This is a genomic window from Salinicoccus albus DSM 19776, assembly GCF_000385175.1.
Taxonomy (GTDB): Bacteria; Bacillota; Bacilli; order Staphylococcales; family Salinicoccaceae; genus Salinicoccus; species Salinicoccus albus.
On the sequence record NZ_ARQJ01000033.1, the window covers coordinates 156,625 to 175,976 of the forward strand.

At 45.6% G+C, this 19,352-nt stretch carries 17 protein-coding genes and 1 riboswitch; of the genes, 1 reads left to right on the forward strand and 16 read right to left on the reverse strand.

The annotated features are described in order from the left end of the window. Positions 1–8: 8 nt before the first annotated feature. From G343_RS0113115 to G343_RS0113145, 7 genes are all read right to left on the reverse strand, one after another. Complete coding sequence (locus tag G343_RS0113115) at positions 9–431, reverse strand: YlbF/YmcA family competence regulator (RefSeq protein ID WP_020008616.1); 423 nt, start codon at positions 429–431, stop codon at positions 9–11. A gap of 126 nt (positions 432–557) precedes the next feature. Beyond that, positions 558–1,349, reverse strand: coding sequence for an energy-coupling factor transporter transmembrane component T family protein (locus tag G343_RS0113120; RefSeq protein WP_020008617.1), 792 nt, complete (start codon positions 1,347–1,349; stop codon positions 558–560). Continuing rightward, positions 1,342–2,742, reverse strand: coding sequence for an ABC transporter ATP-binding protein (locus G343_RS0113125; protein ID WP_020008618.1), 1,401 nt, complete (start codon positions 2,740–2,742; stop codon positions 1,342–1,344). The genes G343_RS0113120 and G343_RS0113125 overlap by 8 nt, the downstream gene beginning before the upstream one ends. A gap of 3 nt (positions 2,743–2,745) precedes the next feature. Continuing rightward, the gene (locus G343_RS0113130) at positions 2,746–3,327 is read right to left on the reverse strand and encodes an ECF transporter S component (protein WP_020008619.1); all 582 of its coding nucleotides are present in this window, start codon (positions 3,325–3,327) and stop codon (positions 2,746–2,748) included. A gap of 63 nt (positions 3,328–3,390) precedes the next feature. Further along, a riboswitch (TPP riboswitch) is annotated at positions 3,391–3,481 on the reverse strand. 58 nt (positions 3,482–3,539) lie between these two features. Further along, complete coding sequence (locus G343_RS0113135) at positions 3,540–5,363, reverse strand: ABC transporter ATP-binding protein (protein ID WP_020008620.1); 1,824 nt, start codon at positions 5,361–5,363, stop codon at positions 3,540–3,542. Then, positions 5,356–7,077, reverse strand: a complete 1,722-nt coding sequence (locus G343_RS0113140; RefSeq protein WP_020008621.1) for an ABC transporter ATP-binding protein — start codon at positions 7,075–7,077, stop codon at positions 5,356–5,358. The genes G343_RS0113135 and G343_RS0113140 overlap by 8 nt, the downstream gene beginning before the upstream one ends. Before the next feature lie 273 nt (positions 7,078–7,350). Next, the gene (locus G343_RS0113145) at positions 7,351–8,130 is read right to left on the reverse strand and encodes a TIGR00282 family metallophosphoesterase (protein WP_020008622.1); all 780 of its coding nucleotides are present in this window, start codon (positions 8,128–8,130) and stop codon (positions 7,351–7,353) included. A gap of 90 nt (positions 8,131–8,220) precedes the next feature. Between G343_RS0113145 and G343_RS0113150 the strand changes: the two genes are divergently transcribed. Beyond that, a complete protein-coding gene (locus tag G343_RS0113150; RefSeq protein ID WP_020008623.1) occupies positions 8,221–8,433 on the forward strand; it encodes a hypothetical protein in 213 nt (70 codons plus the stop codon). 37 nt (positions 8,434–8,470) lie between these two features. Here the strand turns inward: G343_RS0113150 and rny are convergent, their stop codons facing one another. The 9 genes from rny to G343_RS0113195 form a co-directional block, all read right to left on the reverse strand. Further along, entirely contained in the window at positions 8,471–10,030 is a 1,560-nt protein-coding gene (rny, locus tag G343_RS0113155) for a ribonuclease Y (protein ID WP_020008624.1), read from the reverse strand. A gap of 149 nt (positions 10,031–10,179) precedes the next feature. Continuing rightward, the gene (gene recA, locus G343_RS0113160) at positions 10,180–11,241 is read right to left on the reverse strand and encodes a recombinase RecA (protein ID WP_020008625.1); all 1,062 of its coding nucleotides are present in this window, start codon (positions 11,239–11,241) and stop codon (positions 10,180–10,182) included. Positions 11,242–11,411: 170 nt separating this feature from the next. Beyond that, positions 11,412–11,999 carry a CDP-diacylglycerol--glycerol-3-phosphate 3-phosphatidyltransferase gene (pgsA, locus tag G343_RS0113165; protein ID WP_020008626.1) on the reverse strand — a complete coding sequence of 196 codons (588 nt, stop codon included), beginning with the start codon at positions 11,997–11,999 and terminating at the stop codon, positions 11,412–11,414. Between the two features lie 4 nt (positions 12,000–12,003). Further along, a complete protein-coding gene (locus tag G343_RS0113170; RefSeq protein WP_020008627.1) occupies positions 12,004–12,828 on the reverse strand; it encodes a helix-turn-helix domain-containing protein in 825 nt (274 codons plus the stop codon). 14 nt (positions 12,829–12,842) lie between these two features. Continuing rightward, entirely contained in the window at positions 12,843–13,646 is an 804-nt protein-coding gene (locus tag G343_RS0113175; protein ID WP_026366401.1) for a DUF3388 domain-containing protein, read from the reverse strand. Between the two features lie 26 nt (positions 13,647–13,672). Continuing rightward, complete coding sequence (locus G343_RS0113180; protein ID WP_020008629.1) at positions 13,673–14,359, reverse strand: SDR family NAD(P)-dependent oxidoreductase; 687 nt, start codon at positions 14,357–14,359, stop codon at positions 13,673–13,675. Next, entirely contained in the window at positions 14,352–15,635 is a 1,284-nt protein-coding gene (gene yfmH / locus G343_RS0113185) for an EF-P 5-aminopentanol modification-associated protein YfmH (protein ID WP_020008630.1), read from the reverse strand. The genes G343_RS0113180 and yfmH overlap by 8 nt, the downstream gene beginning before the upstream one ends. After that, positions 15,622–16,887 carry an EF-P 5-aminopentanol modification-associated protein YfmF gene (gene yfmF / locus G343_RS0113190; protein ID WP_020008631.1) on the reverse strand — a complete coding sequence of 422 codons (1,266 nt, stop codon included), beginning with the start codon at positions 16,885–16,887 and terminating at the stop codon, positions 15,622–15,624. Before yfmF ends, yfmH begins: the two co-directional genes overlap by 14 nt. 11 nt (positions 16,888–16,898) lie before the next feature. Further along, the gene (locus G343_RS0113195) at positions 16,899–19,340 is read right to left on the reverse strand and encodes an FtsK/SpoIIIE family DNA translocase (RefSeq protein WP_020008632.1); all 2,442 of its coding nucleotides are present in this window, start codon (positions 19,338–19,340) and stop codon (positions 16,899–16,901) included. Between the last annotated feature and the right edge of the window lie 12 nt (positions 19,341–19,352).

Consider the following 19,352-nt stretch of genomic DNA (forward strand, 5'->3'; position numbering starts at 1 on the left):
TTTGTCTCTTACTGCTGATTGTTTGGGTTGTTTCTCATCGCTGCGCCGGTCTCCCCCTGAAGAAGGTCCCCGCCGGTGGATGTGATGACGTCCTCTGTAACTGTCTTGCTGATGGCGTGGGAAACCATCTGCAGCAGTCCGTTAACCTCACCCTGCGATTCCTTAAACTGGACGACAATCGGCATCTCATCCAGTTCCGTCTCCAGATTTTTGATCTTTTCCTCAGTCATCTGATAAGCACGGTCCTTACCGTAATTCTGAAAGTTGACTGCCTGTTTCTGCAGGCTCTTCAGACTTGCCATCTTCTCACGGACTTCTTTATTTTCATGAATCTTCGCTTCCGCCTTCTTGAAGAATTCAACCTGCTCGGTTTCCGACATCATTCTGCCCAGCTGTTTCGCTTCTTCTACAATTTCGTCCTTCGAATACATTTTACTTCCACCTCTACATATATTGAATCGAAAATCGTTCGGGATTTATATTCTCCATTTTAAAATCTATACACAAGTATAAATGTTTTATCCCTATAATTCAAAGGTGTTTCACCACGATTTGGACTATCTTGCATCAGTTGTTGCAAAAGGTTCAATAATTGTTCCGAAAATCATTGAAAAGATAAAGAGCAGTACTGTAAAAATCACCAGCCAGAAGTCAGAGATTGAAAATGATGTCTGATGATAGTAAGTCCTCGGTCCGTCATCAAAACCTTTGGACTCCATTGCCACACTCAGCCGCCATGCTCTCCGTATACTCTGGCTGAGCAGCGTGACAATGGTCGTTTTAAAGCCTGTAATACCTGAAACATATTTTTTATGGATCAGGGGCTTCCTGACTTTGCGTGCCTGGCGCAGCGATATATATTCCCGGGCGATGATCGGTACCATGCGTATGGCAGCCATAAATGAATAGGCGTATTTCGGTTTTATCCTGAGCTGTTGCATCAGACTGTAGAAGACATCTGTAATCCGTGTCGTAAATATGATTAGAGCGCCGAAAAATGATAACGCAAGCCCCCTCATCATTATATGGATGCCGCGCATGAGGCTCTCTTCAGTCACATGGATGATGCCGAAACTGAATAATGTCGTACGCCCTTCACCATAGAAAATCATGTAGGCACTGGAAAATAATCCGAATGCCAGCATGACACCAATCAGCAGGACAAGATACCTTATCCGGACGCCTGAAAACAGCAGGAGTGTCAGCATCAGCATCAGCGCCAGGTAAAATAACTGATTCGGATTATGCATCAATACAACGGTGATAAAAATCATCACACCTAATGATAGTTTAGTCACAGGGTTGGTCCTGTCGATAAACGTCGTGTAATTCTTGATCATATCAAGCATTTTCAACACCTGTTTTCTCACGCAGCATGCCATCTTCGATCATCAGTCGTTTTGACGGATAACGTTTCTTAATCTCTTCGTCATGGGTAATCATCACAACTGTTGTTCCCTGTCTGACCATCTCGTCAAATAACTCAAGGAGCCTGAATGCATGGTTCTGATCCAGGCCAAACGTCGGTTCATCCAGCATAATGACCTCTGGGACGCCTCCTGCAGCGGTCGCAACACTGAGCCGCCTTTTCTGGCCTGTCGATATTTCAAGGGGGTGGAGATGGGAGAGGGGCGCCAGGCCCATCCTTTCGAGTATTAAGCCTGTCTGTCTCATCGCCTCTGTTTTGTCAAAGTGCAATTCTAAATTGATATAAACTTCATCAAATACCTTATGGGTGATAAACTGCAGTTCCGGATTCTGAAAAACCGGATAGACGTCTCCGGCGATCTCCGATGTTTTCGTGATATTTCTGTCTCTGTAATGGATACGGCCATCTGACTTTATCAGTTTCATGATTGCCAGCAGAAAACTGGTTTTACCACTGCCATTCCCGCCTTCAACAGTCACCCACTCACCCTTATTGATATTTATGCCGTCGGCATGGAGAATCTGCCTTTTCCCTCTGGTGATCTTTAATCCTTCAAGTCTGATCAGTGTTTCACCCGGATCATAGGAAACCGGGGCGGGCGCCCGGTGCCATGAATAGGGGTGCCAGACACCAAATGCATCCAGCAGTGCCCGCTGTTCTTCTAATATTTGTCCGGGCGCTCCATCGGCTGTGATTCCGCCTGAATCATCCATTAATATTACCCGGTCAACCATATCCCAGATATGGTCGACACGGTGTTCCACAATGACCACGGTCTTATCGTCCCAGATACTTCCGACTGTCTCCCATAAATTTCTGGCGGCGGATTCATCCAGCATGCTTGTCGGTTCATCCAAGAAAAATGTTTCAGCATTCTGCAATAGGGCGGAGGCAACCGCAAGTTTTTGTTTCATACCGCCAGAGAGCGTGTCAATAGTCGTACGGATATCAACATCCAATCCCACTGTATCCAATACCGTCTTGATTCTTTCTTCCATGCCGTTAACCGGGGCTGACTTGTTCTCGAGAACAAACGCGAGTTCTTCAGCCACACTCGGCATGGTAAACTGAGAATCCGGTTCCTGGAATACATATGCGCCATTTTTGGGCACATTAAGCACTGATGCTTTTAACGGCACCTCCATGGCATGCGGAATCAGCGATCCCATGACATTGAGGAGCGTGCTCTTACCCGACCCGCTGGGGCCGAGAATCAGTACCTTCTCTTTCTCTTTAATCGTGATATCCAGGCCGGTGAAGCGCTTTTCCTCCGCGTCGGGAAATCTAAGCCGCAGATTTTTTATCTCAATCATATTTTACAACCCCTCATCATGACCAGCCCTGCGGCTGCCAACCAGTTTCAGGACACCGGTTTCTTTCAAGGCACGATATAATACATGGGCCAGCCATCCGGCAATCAGTGCACCACTCAACACTCTGAAGCCGATCATCAATACCAGGTTCCATGTTTCAAGCTGCCCCAGATACCCGTAAAACCAATCCAGCGGCAGCGTGGACAAAGCGGCGGCAACACCTGCTGACACAGCAGCCATCAATGACACGCTCTTATATCTGATTAGTGCGAAAACAATTTCACATGCCAGTCCCTGGATAACACCGTATAGCATCAGCATGACATCAAACTGCAGCATGACAATAGTTTCCCCCGAAGCAGCTGCGAATTCAGCGATAAGTGCGACACCGGGTTTCCTGATTATTAGATAGGCCACAACAGCCGCGATGAACCATACGCCGTAGACCAGCTCGTTCAAATGCAGCCCGAGCGGCTGAAGTGCCGTATAAACACCGCCCCAAATCGAGTAGACCACTGCGAATACAAGTGCGACGACCACAGTGATCAGTACATCAGCGAGCGTCAAACCTTTTCTGAGCGTCAAATCGATAACCTCCATTAAATATTTTCAAATAAAAAACACACCACTAGCGGAGTGGTGTGCATATATGAAAATATGCCACTTCCCTACGCTAGTATCATCTAGATCAGGTGGTAAGGGTAATTCTCAGTCCATTCGGACACCCCTAGTGGTAATGAATTTTATTCGATTATTTACATCTTAATACATCTGAACCGGTTTGTGAAGTCTGCGGCCTATTCATTATCGGCAATCATCTGGTAATAATGGCCGCCATGGGCCATCAGTTCGCTGTCGGTCCCGCTTTCCGCCAGCTTCCCATGTGCCATCACGAATATCCTGTCCACCGCTTTAATTGTATTCAGACGGTGGGCAATAATGATGCTTGTCCTGTCTTTCATCAGACGTTCAAGCGCCTCCTGGATCTTCAACTCCGTCACTGTATCGATACTGCTTGTCGCTTCGTCAAGCAGCAGAATTGCCGGATCGGTAATCAGTGCCCGGGCAATTGAGATCAATTGCTTCTGACCCTGGGAGACAAAACCATCATTTGCTTCAAGCACCGTGTCATAGCCCGCTTCCAGCTGAATGATGAAATCGTGGGCATTCGCCAATTCTGCCGCTTCAATCACTTCTTCATCGGTTGCATCGAGCCTGCCGTAACGGATATTTTCTCTGATTGTCGCTTCGAACAGATACGGTTCCTGAAGCACGAATGCTGTCTGGGAACGCACGACACTGCGCTGATAATCGAGGATATCGTCACCATCAATTTTCACTGCTCCACCGTCCGTCTCATAAAACCTCGCCAGCAGCTGCATGACGGTGGTCTTACCGGCACCGGTCGCACCGATTAGGGCGATGGATTCCCCAGGGACAATCCTGAAGCTTAAATCATTGATCGTCGGTGCCAGCTGGTCAGAGTCGTAGGAAAAAGTCACATGATCGAACTCGATTTCACCTTTGATCTCCCGCTCTGTAATCGTGCCATTATCCGCTTCTGTTTCTGTGTTCATGATGCCGAAAACACGCTCTGCGCCCGCAATGGCTGAAAGGACCTGGTTAAACTGGTTCGACAAGTCAGCCAGCGGCCGGGTAAATTGCCTCGCATACTCGGCAAAGACGACAATAGTTCCAATCGTGACAATACCGTTGGTGAAGAATACAAACAAACCGCCGACACCGGCAACAATCGTAAAGCTGATGTTGTTCAGCGTATTCATCACTTTGGGGATGAGGCCGGCGAAAAGAAATGCCCAGAACGTTATTTCCCTGAGGCTGCGGGCACGGGCATTAAAGTTATTGATCGCCGTTTCTTCCTGTGAAAAGACTTTTACAATTTCCTGTCCGGAGACCATCTCTTCAATATACGCATTGAGTTCTCCAGTGGATTCCTGACGTTTTTTATATAGCGGTCCGGTGCGTGTTGTAATATATTTCACCGCCAGAACCAATACCGGGATAACGGTCATCGTCACCAATGTCAGGAGCGGACTCAGATAGATCATCACACTGACTGTGCCGATCAAAGTGACGATGCTTGTCGTCAATTGGATGAAAGACGAATTCAGCGTCTGTGATATGGTCTCAATATCATTGGTCATCCGGCTCATCAGTTCGCCATGCTGCCGTTGATCAAAGAAGCTTATGGGCAGCTTCTGCATATGTGAGAACAGCCGGCGGCGCATCTTGTAAACGGTCCGCTGTGACAGTCCCACCATCAGGAACGCTGCAATGTACTGAGTTGTTGACAGAAGGATGTAGGTGATCAGTAAGATCAGCAGGATTCGGAAAAGTCCGTCAAACGCACGCGGCACAAAATAATTATCCACGATATAACCGACCAGAAACGGTCCGGTAATGCTGAGCAGACTGGTCAGTGTCACAAGCAGAATAATGCCGTATAGCAGAATTTTCTCCTCGGAGATGAATTTCCACAGCCGTTTCAGAGTGCCCGGTATGTCATTCGCCCGGGCTGCCTCCTTCCGCCTTCGCTTCGTAAGATCCTCTTTTGACAGTATCGGTTCATGACCAAAAGGCCGCCTGAGAAAATCAATCATCGAGATGTCCCCCTTTTGACTGGGACTCTGCAATCCTGCGGTAAAGGACGGATTGTTCCATCAGTTCTGCATGAGCCCCGATTGCACTGATTCTGCCATCATCCATCAACAGGATCCGGTCAGCGGTTTTTGCTGTAATAATTTTTTGGGTGACGATGACTCTCGTGGCATTTTCATCTTTCAAAGCATCCCAGAGGGCTGATTCAGTTTTAATGTCAAGCGCTGATGTGCTGTCGTCCAGAATCAGGATGGAAGGCTTTCTGACCAGCGCCCGGGCAATGGATAAGCGCTGCTTCTGTCCGCCGGACAAAGTGACACCCCGCTGGCCGACACGGGTGTCATATCTGTGATCAAATGATTCGATGGAATGATGGATCTGCGCTTTTTTCGCAGAAGTGTATATTTCCGACGCTTCCGCCGCCAAGTCGCCCCAGAGCAGGTTATCATAAATACTGCCTGAAAATAGCACAGCCGACTGGGGGACGTAGCCGATGGCCTCCCGCAGATCGTCTTCGTGCCATTCACTGACATTTTTACCATTGACATATACATTCCCCTCTTCAACATCATACATCCTTGGGATCAGGCTGAGCAGTGTGCTCTTGCCTGATCCTGTGCCGCCCATGATGACAAACTTCTCATTTTCTGAGACATCAAAAGAGATATCCTCAAGAACATACTTGGAAGACCCAGGATATTTGAATGATACATTTTCAAATTTTAAAGAGCCAGCTTTATCTTCTTTGGCCGCCTTGGCTTTTTTGTTGACGCTGATCGGGGATTTTAGCACTTCTTCCATACGTTCACTCGATGCCTTGGAACGGCTGAATATCATGATGATGAATGCGAACATTGAGAAACCGCCCTGCATTCTGAGGCCGTAGTTGATGACTGCTACCACTTCCCCGACCTGCACATTGCCCGCCTGCAACAGGCTGGATGACATCCAGATGACAATCAGCAGACTGCCGTTGATGATGAGGAGCAATACCGGCATGATGGATTCCATCAATCGCAAAGCATATACCGTGTCCGTCTTCAATCGGTCGGCAACTCTGCTGAATTTATCTGTTTCGAATGCACCCCGGTCGTTCGCTTTGATCAGTCTGACAGCTTCGAGATTCTGCTGGATGAACCGGTTGATTTTATCCAATCTTTTTTGAACGCTCAAAAACACTTTGCCGCCTTTTCTCGCCACAACAAATAAAAATATCAGCAGCACCGGCGTTAAAATTGACAGGTAGAAGCCAAGCACCGGATTGACGACAAACGACATCACCAGCGAACCGATGACCATTAGAGGAGCTCTCAGCATAATACGGAGGGACATGTACAAAAGGCTCTCCGTCTGCAGGATATCCTGTGTCAACCGGGTAATCAGACTGGACGTCGGAAACCTGGACAGCGTGGCCAGTGTAAAGTACTGTATTCTTTTGAAGATCGCGGTCCTGAGATCATAGCTGAAACCGGTGGCGATATGGGCGGAAAAATATGTATTTCCCACCCCGCTCAAAAATGCGGCAGCGCTGATCAGTATCATGACCAGCAGGTAAAACCAAACCACATCAATATCCTGTGCAACGATCCCGTCATCGATGACCTTTGAAATCAGATATGGCTGAGTGAGTTCAGCGGCCAATTCCACCAGCATGAACAACAGGGCGATGACAATGAACCATTTATAGGTCAGGGCATACTTATAAACTGTAACCAATCGTTCCACCCATTTCTTTCGATAACCGAACTATTTTTTTAATTATGACACAACTGTTGTATATTTAACAGAATAAAAGTAAAAAATACACGAAAAGCTGCATCACGCCTTTGGTGTATGCATCCATCCATTCGAATTCAGCCTTATACATCAGATAGATCGCTTTACATGATACTTTTGAAGCGGTCGTTATAATTTATCGCCCGCTTATTGTAAATTAATATATCAGAATTGAGGGGGACTTTTCGATATCATGGGGGAGTTTCTCAAAAATCAGTCCTGCGGCTGCGCTCTCTTTTCCTCGATCCTTATCTTATCGATTTTATTGGTTTTTGTATCGATGATGACACCGGATAAGATCCCTTCACCTTCTTCCGGCACTTCGTGACGTACCGGCATCTGTGTAAGAAACCGTTCGATCACTTCTTCTTTTCTGATTCCCAGCACGCCATCTTTAAATCCGGTCATGCCCGCATCTGTAATGTATTTTGTGCCTTCAGGCAGCACCTGTTCATCATTTGTCTGTACGTGTGTGTGTGTGCCGACAACAGCATCCGCCCTGCCGTCAAGATAGCGGCCCATTGCAATGCTTTCACTTGTTGTTTCACTGTGAAAATCTACGAATACGGCTGTCGCTTCATTATTCGCCAATATTTCATCCGCCTTTTTGAACGGACAGTCAATCGCCGGCATGAAACTTCTTCCCTGCAGGTTCATGATCAGAAGTTTCTCTCCATTGACATTGATAAAATCATATCCTCTCCCTGGATTCTCTTCAGGGTAATTCGCCGGACGGACCATGCGCACGTCTGAATCCAGAAGTTCATAGACCTCACTTTTGGCGTAGGTATGGTTTCCAAGTGTGATGAAATCCGCACCATACATTAAAATTTCCTTGTATAATTTTTTTGTAATGCCTTTGCCGTGGGCAGCATTTTCCCCGTTCACAACAGTCACCTGGGCACCGTATTCCTTTTTCAGTTTCATCAGATGTTCACTCAGCATTCTTCTGCCGATTTTTCCGACTATGTCCCCTATAAATAAAATGCGCATTATATTCCATCCTTTAATTGTAAATTACATGTTTTATTATACATGTTTCAGGGTATTTTTAATCAATAAAATATTTAGGAGTGAATCAATTTGACATTATCCATCGACCCGAAGGAATTTGCAAAACTTACACTCATGGCAAACCCATCAAAAAGTGAGTCCGTTGAAGATAAAGCCAAAGATAGCCTGGAACTCTATCTCAGCGCCTACAAACTTGCAGAGAAATATGAACGTTATTCAAACAGAACCCATGAAACAAGCGAAGCGTTTAAAAATATCCGCAATATAGAGATTAACTTATAAATCGTATAAAAAACCAGCAGGAAACCCTGCTGGTTTTCTATTTGGCATATTCTACTGCCCTCATCTCTCGGACCACTGTCACTTTGATGTGCCCAGGATATTGCAGTTCATCTTCGACTTGTTTCTTAATGTCCCTTGCCAGCCTGTGCGCGCTGAGGTCATCCACCTCATCGGGCTTGATCATCACGCGGATTTCACGCCCGGCCTGGATCGCAAAGGTTTTTTCAACACCTTCATAGTTCTCCGCAATGGATTCAAGTTTTTCGAGCCGTTTGACGTAATTTTCAAGTGTTTCTCTTCTCGCCCCCGGTCTCGCTGCACTGAGTGCATCCGCCGCAGCTGCAATAATGGCGATAATACTTGTCGGTTCCACATCACCATGGTGGGAATGAATCGTATTGACGACCGTCTCGTGTTCCTTATACCGTTTAGCAAGTTCAACACCGATCTCAACATGGCTTCCTTCCATTTCATGATCAATGGCTTTACCAATATCATGCAGCAGTCCTGCGCGTTTTGCCAATTGGACATCTTCTCCCAGTTCGCTTGCAAGCATCCCGGCCAGATGACCGACTTCCACTGAATGTTTCAATACATTCTGGCCATAGCTCAGGCGGAATTTCATCTTACCCAGATGTTTCACAAGTTCCGGATGAAGATTGTGGATATCCAGTTCAAATGCTGCTGCCTCCCCGGCATCTCTGATGTTTGTTTCCATACTGCGTTTCGCTTTATCCACCATTTCTTCAATTCGCCCCGGATGAATTCTTCCATCTTCGACCAATGCTTCTAATGCATTTTTAGCAATAGAGCGGCGTATCGGATCAAATCCTGAAAGAATGACAGCTTCCGGCGTATCATCGATAATTAAATCGATGCCGGTTAACGTTTCAAGCGTACGTATGTTTCTGCCTTCTCTGCCAATGATGCGTCCTTTCATTTCATCGTTGGGCAGGTTGACTACAGATACTGTGGATTCACTTGTATACTCAGCTGCATAGCGCTGTGCTGTTACAGCGAGCAGCTCTTTCGCTTTCTTATCCACTTCCTGTTTCATTTGATCTTCTTTCTCTTTAACCATTACGGCCATATCGTGTGACAGTTCTTTTTCCACTTCTGTGAAGATTTCATTACGTGCTTCATCACGTGTAAGTCCGGAGATGCGGGATAACTCTTCTTCTTGCCGACTGATGATTTCTTTAATCTTCTGATCCTCGGCATCAACCATTTGCTGTTTTTCTTCAATTTTGGCTTCTTTGTTATCCAGTGCCCCGTCCTTGTTATCCAGAACTTCACTCTTACGATCGAGCGTCTGTTCCCTTTGGAGAAGCCTGGATTCCTGCGCTTTAAACTCTTCCCTGGTTGCATTGGATTCACGTTCAAACGCATCTTTGAGATCCTGGTTCTCCTCTTTTGCCTCGAGCAGCTTTTCCTTTTTGAGACTTTCAGCTTCTTTCTCTGCTTCACTGATAATGTTTTCTGCAGAGTTCCGAGCCTTCTGCTGCCGTTTAGTCAAAATATCTCTGACGATAAAATATCCGATTACAACACCTAGAATAATGCCAAGCAAGATTAAGAAAATGTCTATCATGTCCACAATAAACACCTCCCTAACAGGCTCTAGCTATTGTTGTATATAATATAATCCAAACCTAATATTATATATAATCAATTCTAAAGATATTTGTACATAAAATCAAGCACCATAAAAGCGCACTCCGCTTTCAGGTGCCTGACTGTTCATTATTAATTTTCATCGTCTTCAAACAATGACTCTGACGGTGTTTCTGAAGACTCCTCCGATTCGCTTTCTTCTGCATTTTCTCCGAAACCGAGCGCCTTCCTCAGTTTTTCTTCAATTTCTGCCAGAAGTTCAGGATTATTCTTAAGATGAGCTTTCACATTCTCTTTACCCTGGCCGAGCCGTTCACCTTCATAGGAATACCATGCGCCGCTTTTCTGTATGATTTCATGTTCGGCGCCAAGATCTACAAGTTCTCCGGTCTTGGATATCCCTTCGCCGTACATCATATCCACTTCAGCAACACGAAAAGGCGGTGCAACCTTGTTTTTAACCACTTTAAGCTTCGTACGGTTGCCTACAATTTGCTGACCGAGCTTAAGCTGTTCCGCACGCCTGACCTCCAGCCGCACCGAACTGTAGAATTTAAGCGCACGTCCGCCGGGGGTAGTTTCCGGATTGCCGAACATCACACCCACTTTTTCACGTATCTGGTTAATAAAAACAGCTGTCGTATTACTTTTCGAAATTGCACCGGACAATTTCCTGAGCGCCTGGGACATCAGGCGGGCCTGAAGACCGACGTGCGCGTCACCCATTTCACCTTCGATTTCCGCCTTCGGTGTGAGTGCTGCCACAGAGTCTACAACCACAATGTCCACCGCTCCGCTTCTTACAAACGCTTCAGCTATTTCAAGCCCCTGTTCTCCTGTGTCCGGCTGTGACAGGTACAAGTTTTCAATATCTACGCCAAGCGTTTTGGCATACTCGGGATCAAGGGCATGCTCTGCATCGATGAAGGCCGCAATACCGCCATCTTTTTGTGCTGCAGCAATAGCGTGAAGTGCCACGGTTGTTTTACCGGAGGATTCCGGACCATAGACTTCGACGATCCTGCCGTTTGGATAGCCGCCGACACCAAGGGCACTGTCCAGGGTGATCGACCCGCTTGAAGTTGCGGATACTTTACGTACCGATTCATCCCCGAGTTTCATGACCGCACCTTTGCCAAATGACTTTTCCATATTCTTTATCACTGTATCAATCGCTTTTTGTCTTTCGTCCATAATAACCCTCCAATATTTCTCTTGATTATTATTATATCACGAGAAAATATAAAAAGCGAACGTATATTCGCTGTTTAAAATCATTTTTCATAATACCGGAACCAGTTTTCCCTTTTCAGCAATCTCCATACATCAACAATAACATAGTCGTACTGTAAAACGTGCGTATTTTATTTTTCCTTATCAGCCATAAATACCGCCCGCCCTTTATAAAAGTATTCAATGCCTGATAAAGCTGTAAAGAATACAGCAATATACATCGTAATCATACCCAGGGAGAAAGGCAGATACTGAGTGAACAGATCACCGAACAGGAGCAGGCCAAGCGCGATCATCTGAAAAATGGTTTTTATCTTGCCGAGCTGTCCGGCAGCCGAGACAAATCCCTGCTCGATCTGCAGAAGCCGGAGCCCGGTGACTGCAAATTCTCTTGCAATGATCAATACTGCGATCCAGGATGAAATCATCTGCCATTCGACTAATACGATCAAACCTGCGGTTACCAGCACTTTATCTGCCAGCGGATCAAGGAACTTTCCCGTGTTGGTGATCAGGCTCCATCTTCTGGCCAGATAACCGTCAACAAAATCGGTCAGCGCCGCTATGATGAAAATGACGGCGGCAATAAACTGGCTGATCCTTATTTCCTCTCCGCCAAGGGCCGAAATTGTTCCAAAACCGAAATCAATGAGAGCAAAACACAGGAAAACAGGGATAAGCACTACCCTAAACACTGTCAGTTGATTAGGTATATTCATAAGCTTACTCCTTTTCTATATTGAATTGGTAATACACCGTCACAGCATCCGGCTTCTGGGCATCGTCCAGCGTCTCACCATCAACCATGACCGAGAAGTCCGTAGAGTTGCCCAGCGTCAGATAGAGGATATTCGCTTCTTCAGCGATATCAAACTCCCCTTCACTCAGCTCTTCGTATGCATATGTATTGCCTGCATCATCAGAAAGCGTCACCCACGAAGCACTGCCGCCGCTCAGAGAAAGTGTGAACGGACCGTCTGTCTGTATATCATAATACAGAGTATTGCCCTCTGAACCTGTAAATGAAAATTCTGTATTACCAGCCGCTTCCTCGGTCGACGCTTCCTCCGTTGATTCCTCAGGGGTTTCCTCGGTGGATTCTTCCTCTGAAGCCTCTTCACTTTCTTCAATGCTGACATCACTTACATCATAAACAGGTTTCTGCTCAAAAATATCCGCTTCTGAACCGATCTGAAGCAGAATCATCCAGCCAGTGAACAATACACCAATCATCACAAGAAAACTGATCAATACCTTTTTCAGATACTTATAATCTTCGTTACCGGATTGATGACGCTTCTTACCCTCTACAGTATAGTCAGGAAATTCATCAGCGTGTTTTTCGATCAGGGCATTACCATCGAGTCCCAGTGTATCCGCATATTGGCCGATCAGATATTTTGTATGCCTGGGATCCGGCAGACGCGAGAAATCATCGGCTTCAATTGTCTTGATGATGCTTTTCCGGATGCCGGATTTCTCCTGTATTTCTTTAAGTGTAATACCGGAATTTTCACGTTTCTCTTTTAAATATGCCCCAAGTTTCATGGTTCTGTTACCTCCTACATTCCACCAAAGAAATCCATATCATCATTTTGAAACCAGTGTTTCTTCTTGTGTTTCTCATACGTGATCTCCTGGTTCTCATCCTCACGAAGTTCAATGATATAGTCAAAATCATCTATCTTATACCGCAGACTCTCCACCAGAAGGTCAGGATGTTCCACCACTTTGATCGCCGGAAAATTCATGATTTCCCTGATGACCTGATTATGCTTTTCCTTTGTGGAATTCGTCGTCACAGCACCGTCAATGATGAATACATTATTATCATTATACTCACCTTTTAACAGACTGGTCCGCTCCGTCTGTTTTATCAGAGTGGATGACAGAAACAGCCATTTTTTCTTGGCTGTCACACTGCCTGCGACGACGGATTCTGTTTTCCCGACGCGCGGCATCCCTCTGATACCGATCAGACGGTGGCCCTCCTCTTGGAAAATTTCTGCAAGAAAATCCACCAGTATACCGATTTCCTCACGGGTAAAACGGAATACTTTCTTATCTTCTTCTGCCCGTTTGATGAATCTGCCGTGTCTGACTGCCAGACGGTCTCTGACCTGCGGTTTTCTTACCTTCAGCATGTTGATATCATCGATATACCTTGACATTTGCTGAAAACGCTGCAGTTTATTCATTTCGTCCGTGCGCACAAGAAGCCCGCGTCTCCGGTTCTCAACACCGTTGATCGTGTTGATGCTGATCCCCAGATTGCCGAGAAGGGAGGAGATATCTCCGAGCAGTCCCGGCCGGTTATTTAAAATCTCATATTCCATATACTGCTCAATATTTCTTTCCGGATACATCGCCTTGCCTTCAATTTTTTCTTCACTCACGTGTACCACCCCCCGTTGATATTCATGATCTCACCAGTCACTGAATCCGCTTTTTCATCCAACAGATACTTTATGGCATGTGCAATCTCATCGGTGTCCACAAACTTCCTCTGAGGTAATTCGTCAATCAGAGAGGCCTGGTCTTCAGCGGAGAGCATATCTGTCATTGCTCCTTTTACAACCCCCGGTGCTATAGCGTTCACAGTAATATCTGTAGCCGCAAGTTCCTTCGCCAGAGACTTGACAAGGGCCTCCTGAGCACCTTTCATCGAGGCATATATACTTTCAAAACTCGCGCCATTTCTCCCCCAGACGGAAGTGATGACAATAATACGCCCATTTTTGCTTCTTTTCAGGAGGGGGAGAAGGGTGTGTATAAATGTCACCAGGGAACGGATAGACAGGTGATACTGTGTATCCACCGCCTCCAGTGCAGTATCCTGTATCAGGCTGTATAAACTCTCACCAGGGCACCAGATCAGACCATCCACACTGTCTATATTCCCCAATTTTTCTTTAAGCAGCCCCTGATCAAACGGTTTTGATAAATCAAGAAAATAGTGCGTACTGTCGTATCTGGCAGGCCTTGATTTTGAAAATGTGATGATTTCATTGCCGTCCAGAGCTTTATGTACAGCACTTCCTATGTCACCGGTACTGCCTATGATAATATACCTAGCCATGCGGTTTCAATATACACTCCACCATGTAATCGGTGTCCATTACATCAATGAAGTCCGCTTTTACTTCGTCAACAGTGATATCATCAATGATTTCAGGAAGGTGATACAGGTCATAGCCATCCAGATGATACTTGGTGAACTGATTAGCGATATATTCCGGTGAATTCAGGCTGGCAAGATAATCGCCGAGAATTTCCCTTTTCTGGTTTGACAGCTTCTCTTCCGTGAAAAATTCTTTCTGTTTGACTTCATCGATAATTTGAATAAATCGATTCCTGAATGTTTTTGGATCCTGGGTATTCAGAGCGATCATCGTATGGGCAAATGAAGCTTCTTCCATATGGCTGTAATTAAAGGAATCATCTATCAGACCGCTATCCATCATTTCATAATAGAATTCGGACTGTTCCCCAAAAACCATATCCAGGGCAAAAATCATTGAAATGTCGCGTCTCTGTCTTGCTGTATTATCCAATGACTCCTGCATGCTTTTGAATCCGAGCATTATCTTAGTCTCCTGCACATCCATCTCAATAATATTTTCCTTTTGCACAATATCTGCAGGTTCCTCGGGCAGTTTTCGTTCTATCTCTGGGATATATTCAATACCGCGGGCGTTTTGGTGCTCATCAACAAATGTCATCAATGCTTCAACATCGAAATCCCCGACCAGGATCAGCACCATATTAGATGGGTGATAAAATGTGGAATGACAGAGGAACAGATGCTCTTTTGTAATTTTGCTGATGGATGCCTGAGTACCGGCAATATCCGTTTTTACCGGTAAATGATGATACATTTGGTTTAAGGTTTCAAAATAAAGCCTGTATCCAGGGTTATCCTGATACATTTTTATCTCTTCATTGATGATGCCTATTTCGTTCTCAACCGTTTCATCGGTAAAATATGGCTGTTCAACCATATTCATCAGAAGTTTGAGGTTTTTATCAAAATCATCCGTTGCACTGAAAAGATAGGAGGTCCGGTCATATGACGTAAACGCATTCGCGCTGGCTCCATATTTTGAAAACAGATTGAATACATCCCCGTCTTCTTTCTCAAACATTTTATGTTCTAAAAAATGTGCAATGCCGTCAGGCACACGATGTGACTCGCCATCTACTGTGAAATGATCATCCATTGAGCCGTATTTCGCCGTATACGTGGCAAATTTCTTACTGTAACCCGGTTTTTGAACGATGAAAGTTTCCAGGCCGTTAGCGTTTGTATGTCTGTACACTTTTTCATCAATGTCTTTATACTCAATCAGCTTCATTCTTTTCACTCTCCCTCAATACGTAGATCGTATCCAGTTTTACATTTCGGCTGACTTCAATAATCATTTCCCTGTCAACGCTCTCGAGCTGTGCTTCCCATGAGGGTGTCCCTTCTGATTTCAGAAGATGGTTGTATTCAAGGGCGATCAATCCCTTTGGTTTATCCATGATCTCCTTGCGGTTCACTCTCATCATACCTTTGATTTCATTGAGAAATTCATCTTTGAAATCACCGTTTCTGAAGCGTTCAAGCTCCTCTAAAATACCGGTTTCGGCTTTTTTGAGATTTTCAGGATCGACCCCGCCCATGACAAACATATAGCCATTTCTCATATCAATCTGTGAACCAATCTGATAGGCAAGACTCTGCTTTTCCCTAATATTACTGAACAAGTAGCTTGATGGCGAGCCCCCAAACATCTGATTCAGCACGTTAAAAGCCATACGCATTGTCGCACTGTCCAAATCTGCCCTGAAACCCATGTTTAACTTTGCCTGTTCAATCTGCTGATGATCTGTTTCCCGTTTTACTTCACCGACAGCAGCATGGGGATACGGCTGATGGGTCTGTTCCACAGGGGTTTCTCTCGCATAAATGAGTGACAGTTCTTCTGTGATCGATTCATTGACACTGCCTGCTGCTAAAATGACCATATCATCTTCCGCCATCATTTTTTTATGTTCAGCTTTAACATCGTCGAGGGTCAGTGCATCAATATCTTCCAGCACACCATGCGGCAGATATTTGTAGTCCTCATGCTCGAACATCGTGTCGACCATTGCCTGAAAACTGGCCTGGGCACGATTATCCTTCATACTTTTCAAGCGGTTTTTATAAAGCCGTTTTTCACGTTCAAAAAAAGCCTGGAATGCGCCATCATAATTGAACGGCGTCTTCAGCACTTCATTTAAAACGGTGCACATCTCCTGGGGAACGTTCATGTCTTCTTTGATAAATTTGTCATTGACAAACTCCATGGCAAACGACACGATATGATCCTGCCCCTTACGGCTGGCCCCTGTGGTCAGATGGGCCCCGTAGTAATGTGCAAGATGGTTCATCAGTTCTGCCTCTCCCTTATGCCTGTCAGTACGTTTGATCATCATCTGTGATAACAGGTTTCGTGCGGTAACTCTATCACGGGTCATCTTAGATCTCAGCTGTATCTGCAGGGTGATTGTTTTGAACTTACCGGTTTCTATGATCACTACAGGGATATTATTCACTTCTGACTTTATGACATTATACATATAATAGCTCCTTACTCTTCATTCTGAATCAGAACATTCCTCGGCTTGCTGCCGCTCGACGGGCCGATGATCCCGTTTGCTTCCAGGTCATCAACCAGTCTTGCCGCCCGGTTGTAACCAATTCTGAACTGCCGCTGCAGCAGTGATGCACTGGCGCGCTGTTCTTCAATCACGAACCATTTGGCATCCGGATAGAGCTCATCTTCAGACTCTGTCTCCTCTTTTTGAACCGGTTTGTTCATGATTGATTTTTCATAGTTGGCTTTCATCTGGCCTGTGATGTATTCGACCACATCCGTGACTTCGTCATCAGAGAGGAAAACACCCTGCACACGCAGGGGTTTTGAACGCCCTGAAGGCAGGAAGAGCATGTCCCCTCTGCCAAGCAGTTTCTCAGCACCCTGCGAATCGATGATTGTCCTTGAATCAGTATTTGAACTGACACTGAATGCAATCCTTGAAGGGATATTCGCTTTTATAATACCTGTAATGACATCCACAGACGGACGCTGAGTAGCGATGATCATGTGTATTCCCGCCGCTCTCGCCATCTGGGCAATTCTTGTAATCGATGCCTCGACATCTTTGGAAGCCACCAACATCAGGTCCGCAAGTTCATCAATGATCACGACAATATAGGGCAGCTTCTGAACTTTTTCGGGCGTGTCGCTTTCCCTTTCCAGATACTGATTATACGCTTCAATATTCCTTGTGCCTGAATGGGAGAACAGATCGTATCTTCTTTCCATTTCACTGACGATTTTATTCAGGGCGTCATTTGCTTTCTGTGGATTTGTAACCACGGGCGAAAGCAGATGAGGTATACCGTTATAGACATTCAATTCAACCATTTTAGGGTCAATCATCATTAGCTTCACTTCATGAGGTTTAGCCTTCATGAGGAGGCTGAGGATAATACCGTTGATGGCAACGGATTTACCGCTTCCGGTCGCACCTGCCACAAGAAGGTGCGGCATCTTGTTCAGTTCTGCCGTGATCGGTGAACCAGAAATATCTTTGCCAAGTGCAACCTCTAGAGGATTGTCGGAAGTGTTACGCTTGAGCACTTCCCTTAACGTCACTGTACTGACTACAGAATTCGGCACTTCGATGCCTACAGCCGATTTACCCGGAATCGGCGCCTCTATGCGGATATCCTTGGCTGCCAGACTCAGTGCAATATCATTTTGCAGATTGATGATCCTGCTCACTTTCACACCGACATCAGGCTGGATTTCAAATTGAGTGACAGCCGGTCCGATACGTATTTTTGACACTTTCGCTTTGACGCCGAAATTATTCAGTGTCTCTTCCAGTACCCTGCCCTGTTCGAGCACTTCCTTATTACTTACCTTCTCTGACACTTCTGCGTCATTAAGCATTGTTATCGACGGCACCTGATATTGTTTCAGAGCATTGTACTCATGATCCTCAAAGGTTGCAAAACCGCCCTCACCGACTTCCTCCGACTCATGGTCCTGTGGGATACTGCCAGGATCATCCGATTCATATTCTATCTTTTGCGGTTCATTGGAATCTTCAGCGATTTCCGGTCCTTTGGCCTGTTCCTTTTCAGCATTACCGGCACTCTGCCGGTCTGACGCTTTCTGACTCGCAGCATTGCCGCTGCCGGCTTCTGTCTGCTCTTCCCGGTCAAAACTGTGCATATCTTCAATAAGGGATTCGTCAGGCTCGAAATCGGAAAGCTGTTTCGGCTTCTGATTCTCATCCCTTTGTTTAGGCTGTTTCTTCGAAGCCGATGCTTCGCCCTTTTCCGGCTTATCTTTTGTTTCTTTTTTACCTTTCTGGCTGTTACTGCTGTTAAACAGCGACCTCAAGAGATTTGTTATTAGCCTGCCGGTCTGCTGTACCCCGGCTATCAGCAACAGTCCCGCTTTTTGAAGCAGTGCGCCCAGCCGTGATAAATCTTTTGATAGTGACTGCTCAATATCCTTTGAAGCGATGATAAGGAAGCTGAAGTAGATAAAGATAAGTCCGAGCAGCAGGCTCCCCGCAAAAGACACACCGGTTGAAGAGAAAGTGAACAGCAGCTGACCGATGATTCCGCCGCCGAAGAAATGCATGATCCCGTCTGACTGGATCGTTTCCACCGTCTCACCCAGTGTAAAATAATTTTCTATTCTCGCGCGGTTGGCCATATAAAGAATTGAATGGAATAAAAACAATAAGCCAAACTGGAGCAATATATACCCTGTCATTCTTTTAGTAAAAGGGATTTTTTGTTCAGCAGCAAGATAGATGCTGGCCAGGAACATAATCAGATAGGTGAAATATCTGCTTGTACCGAAGAGATAGGCAAAGAACGCATCTATGTATGTTCCGATAACACCAAGCTGAAAGACACTGATGAACAGGATAACGATAAGAATGAATGCAGAAATAGAATAGTATGTCCGATTATTCTTCTTTGTCTTTTTACGCTTTCTTGCCATGTTAAGCTCCTC